The following is a 4,495-nucleotide window of genomic DNA, read 5'->3' as shown; positions in this document are numbered from 1 at the left end:
GAGCCCGCCCCCGCCCTCGGCGGCGCCTCCTCCGGGACCGCCCTCGGCACCGGCTGCCAACGGACCGGAGCCCGGGCCGGGGCAGGAGCCCCGGCCCGAGCCCGACATCCCTGAGCAGCACGACGGTCCCGGGAAGCCCGGCGGCCACGAGAAGCCCGGCGGCCACGACGGTTCGCAACACGGATACAGCCACCACGCGTTGATGTCGCTCCTCGGCGTCTGGGCGCTCGGCGCGTGCGGGGCCACGGAGGCGGCGGCCGTGGAGCACCACCTCAACAGCTGCTCGGCCTGCGCCGAGGAGGGGCTGCGGCTGCGGGACGCCGTGAGCCTGCTGGAACCCCAGCGGACCCTGGACCTCGACGGCTCACTCCGCCCCCGCGTGCTGGAGAGCTGTCTGGCGCGTCGGCCCGCCCGGCTCCCGGTTCCGGAGTGGGCGGCCCCGTTCGAGGCGGAGACGGCGCGGCTGGACTACCTGCTGCACGATCTGATGGACGACGAGTGGCACGAACCGGTGCGGCTGCGCTGGTACTCGGGCGACAGCCCGGTCGGCTGCGCCACCACGGTCGCCGGGGTGCTGGACCATCTGGTCGCCGTGGACGGGCTGCTCTGCCCCGGCCTCGGCCTGCCGGACCCGCTGGGCGCGGAGGACGACGGTGGCGGCCCGGCGAGCCGCACCGATCTGCACTGGCTGCGCACCGCCGCCGACCGGGAACGCCGGCCGCACGGCGCGTGGCGCCCCTGGCGGGACCAGAGCCGCGCGCTGGTGGCGTCGGCGGCGCGGCTGCCGCACGAGGCCGGGCGGCGCGTGCCCTACCTCACCCCAGAGCGTTTCTGCGAGGGGGAGCTCTCCCTGGAGGACGCCTTCCTGGACCGGGCGTTCGCCTGCTGGATCCACGGCGAGGACATCGCGGAGGCCGTCCACTACCCGTACGGAGCGCCGCCCGGACCCCAGCTGCGGATGCTGGTGGACCTGACGGCGCGGCGGGTGCCGGTCAGCCTGGCCGGGCGGCGCCGGGCCGGACTGACCAGTTCCCCGGCCGCCCTGGCACCGGCGGACGCGCCGGGCCGCACGCTCCATCTGGAGGTGGAGGGCGAGGGCGGCGGTGACTGGTTCATCCCGCTGGACTCACCGACCGCGCCGGCCTCCCCGGACGCCGCGGTCGCCCACGTGGTCCTGGACGACGTGGCGTTCTGCCAGCTCGCGGCGGGACGGATCACACTGGACCAGGCCGCCGCCGGTGCCGCCGGGGACCAGCGGGCCGTGCAGGACATGCTGTACGCCACGGCGGCGCTCTCCCGGCTGTGACGGCCGCCGGCGCTGTCACCGCCGCGACCGCCCCGCCTGACGCGTCCGTCCCCGCTCAGTCGAAGACGACGGTCCGGGTGCCGTTGAGCAGGACCCGCCGTTCGCTGTGCCACTTCACCGCGCGCGCCAGCGCCTGGCACTCCACGTCCCGGCCGACCGCCACCAGCTGGGCCGGCGACAGCTCGTGGCCGACCCGCTCGACCTCCTGCTCGATGATCGGCCCCTCGTCCAGCTCGGCCGTCACGTAGTGCGCGGTCGCACCGATCAGCTTCACCCCGCGTGCGTGCGCCTGGTGGTACGGCTTGGCGCCCTTGAAGCTCGGCAGGAAGGAGTGGTGGATGTTGATGATGCGACCGGGCAGCTGCTTGCACAGGTCGTCGGAGACCACCTGCATGTACCGGGCCAGCACCACCAGTTCCACGTCCTGCTCCTCGACGATCCGCAGCAGCCGCGCCTCGGCCTCGGCCTTGGTGTCGGCGGTCACCGGGATGTGGTGGAAGGGCACACCGTAGGAGGCCGTCAGCTCCTCGAAGTCCGGGTGGTTGGAGACCACGGCGGCGATCTCCACCGGCAGCGCGCCGATCCGGGTGCGGAACAGCAGGTCGTTGAGGCAGTGGCCGAACTTGCTGACCATCACCACGATCCGCATCCGGCGGTCCGCGCTGCCCAGCTGCCAGTCCATGGCGAAGGAGTCACCGACCGCCGTGAAGCTGGCGCGCAGCTTCTCCAGCGTGACCGGGGTGCCGGCGCTGAAGTGCACCCGCATGAAGAACAGGCCGGTGCCGTGGTCCTTGAACTGCTGGCTGTCCTCGATGTTGCAGCCGGTCATGAAGAGATAGCTGGACACGGCGTGCACGATGCCCGGCCGGTCCGGGCAGGACAGCGTGAGCACGTACTGTTCGGCGGACTGATCGGCGGACTCCGGCCGATCGGCGGAGAGCGAGGGCGTCATACCCACATAGCCTGGCACATCGAGACGGGGTGCCCGGCATCCGAGACGGCGCCGCCCGGGTGGCGGGCGGCCGCGCCGGACCGCGCGCCGCCCAGCGCGTGGCCGCGCCTACACCACCTGCTGCGCGGCGGCCACCTCGCCGAGGCTGCGCGGCCGGACGTCCGGGTCCTCACCGTCGTTGACGGCCAGCAGGGCGTGCGCCTCGCGCGCCGCGGCGACCGCGTCGGTCCAGTCGGGGTGGCGCAGGTAGTCGGTGACCGGCGCGTCCGGGCCGACCTGGTGCAGGATGCGCAGCACCCGCAGCACGGCCGCGTCCACCGCGGCGGCCTCCCGCGCGTCACGGAAGACGGCGCCGACGTACCGCTCGGCCGACCAGTTGTCGAGCCAGGTGTCCTCGACGAGCCGGTACACGGCGTCGGTGACGTCCCCGTACCCCGGCGCGCCGGCGACCCAGCACTCCTGGTGGAACGTGGGGTCGGAGAGCATGTGGAGCGCGGAACGCACATTGGTGCGCCAGCGCCACCACGGCATGTCGTTGAGGGGCATGCCGCCCATGGTGGAGGAACGACGGGCGCGACGGGAAGAGCTTTCCGAACCTTGCACGGAATCGATCGTACGTGCGCGGCGGCCGTGCCCCGACCGCGAGTCCGGAGGACCGGCTCAGAGGTCGATCGGCCGGCGCTCGGGCAGCCCGTGGTCACGGGCGATCGGGTTCCACAGTTCCGCCGCGAGCTCCTTGGAGGCCGTCGCCTCGCCGCTGGCACGACCGGCCTCGGCGTGGTTCCCGGTGTGCTGGGCGGAGCCGCCCCGGCACATCCGGCGGCGGTCGTCCCGCACCTCACCCGCCCAGTCGGCGTACCGGTCGTCGGCCTCCGCCGAGGAGTTCCACGCGGAGCGCAGCGCCTCGGTCAGTTCCGGGTGGGCGGGGAGCGCGTCGAGCGTCATGCCGTCGAGCCGCTCCACCAGTGCGCGACGCTGCTCGCCGGCTTCCCGCAGGTCGCGGCGGGCGTGCCGCAGCTTGTCGCACTGCTGCACGGAGGCGACGGCGTCGATGACCGACTGACGGCTGGTGCCGCTCTCCTCCAGCAGCTGCGACAGCTCCTGGGCCTGCGCCGCCGCGAGCGCGCGGTTCGCCTCCTCGGCGGCCTCCCGCTCCGCGGTGGCCGCGGCGTCGTCCTCGGCCTCGGTGTCGTCCCCGGTATCCGGTCCGTCGGCGGGGGCGCTCTGCCCCCGGGAGTCGGCATCCTGCTGCTCGGTGCCCGAACCACCGCCGTCGCCACCGGACATGGACACCGCGCCGACCACCAGGCCGATCACGGCGCACAGGGTCACCACGATCACGCCGACCACCACGGGCGACATGCCCGGACGCGGCTCGGACTGCCGGCGCCTGCCGGAGCGCGACGGGGGGCCGCCGTGCCCGCCGTGTCCGCCGCCGTGGCGGCGCGGGGGCGGAGGTGGTTCACCCTCGTGGAAGAGCGAGTCGAAACTGTCCGAGATCAGCGGGAGCTGACGGGTGTCCCCCATCGCCTCGCCGCCGCCCGGCGCGGGTCCGCCGGTGATCGGCGGAATCAGCTGGGTGGCCGCCTCGTCCGGAGTTCCCGCAGGCCCACCGGCCGCGATCGGCGGGATCATCTGCGTCGCCGCCTCGTCGTGGGACGCGGCGGTGATCGGCGGGATCATCTGCGTCGCCGCCTCGTCGGGGTGCGGACCACCGTGCGGGCCCGCGCCCGGACCGGTGGCGGAGATCGGCGGGATCATCTGCGTGGCCGCCTCGTTCATCGCCGGGCCGGCCGGGGTGCCCGGCTGGCCGGGCGCTCCCGGGTAGGGAGCCGGGGGCGGCGCGTCGGCACCGGAAGCGGCGGCGAACTGACCGGCGCTCGCGCCGGCGGGGCCCGCTGCCCGCTTACCGCGTCCCTGCCGGGCGCGCCGGGCGGCGGCGCGCCCGCCGGGTGCCGGTGTGCCGGGGTCGGCCGGTGACTCGGCGGGGCCGCCGTACCCGGCGCCCGGCGGCGGGGCGCCGCCGTGTGTGCCGTAGCCGTCGGCCGGTGCGGGCAGGCCGAGGCCGTCGGTGGCTCCGTGCGTGGGAGCACCGCCCGCACGACGGCGGCCGGTGCCGGCCCGGCCGGCGCCGGGGGCGGGGGACGGTTCGTCCGCCGGTCCGCCGGGCTTGGCGCGACGGCGGCCGGAGCCACCGCCGGGCGGCGGAGCGGGAGTCGCCGGGGCGGGCGGAAGAC

Annotated in this window: 4 protein-coding genes; 1 reads left to right on the top strand and 3 read right to left on the bottom strand. The window is 75.4% G+C overall.

Annotation, left to right across the window (positions count from 1 at the left end; translation table 11 throughout):
* Positions 1-1,306, top strand: a 1,306-nt coding sequence (locus E0D90_RS23830) for a zf-HC2 domain-containing protein (RefSeq protein ID WP_130800039.1), incomplete at its 5' end; no start/stop codon positions are given.
* A gap of 55 nt (positions 1,307-1,361) precedes the next feature.
* On the opposite strand, the gene purU is transcribed toward E0D90_RS23830, so the two are convergent.
* The 3 genes from purU to E0D90_RS26825 form a co-directional block, all read right to left on the bottom strand.
* The gene (purU, locus tag E0D90_RS23825; RefSeq protein WP_103501035.1) at positions 1,362-2,258 is read right to left on the bottom strand and encodes a formyltetrahydrofolate deformylase; all 897 of its coding nucleotides are present in this window, start codon (positions 2,256-2,258) and stop codon (positions 1,362-1,364) included.
* Positions 2,259-2,366: 108 nt separating this feature from the next.
* On the bottom strand, positions 2,367-2,804 hold the full coding sequence (locus E0D90_RS23820) for an SCO4402 family protein (protein WP_227870450.1): 438 nt from the start codon (positions 2,802-2,804) through the stop codon (positions 2,367-2,369).
* Positions 2,805-2,918: 114 nt separating this feature from the next.
* A partial coding sequence (locus tag E0D90_RS26825; protein WP_157996932.1) for a hypothetical protein occupies positions 2,919-4,495 on the bottom strand: 1,577 nt, incomplete at its 5' end.

It is taken from the genome of Streptomyces otsuchiensis (assembly GCF_004305975.1).
GTDB lineage: Bacteria > Actinomycetota > Actinomycetes > Streptomycetales > Streptomycetaceae > Streptomyces > Streptomyces otsuchiensis.
The sequence above is the reverse complement of the archived record's forward strand: the minus strand, read 5'-3'. Positions and strand labels throughout refer to the sequence as shown.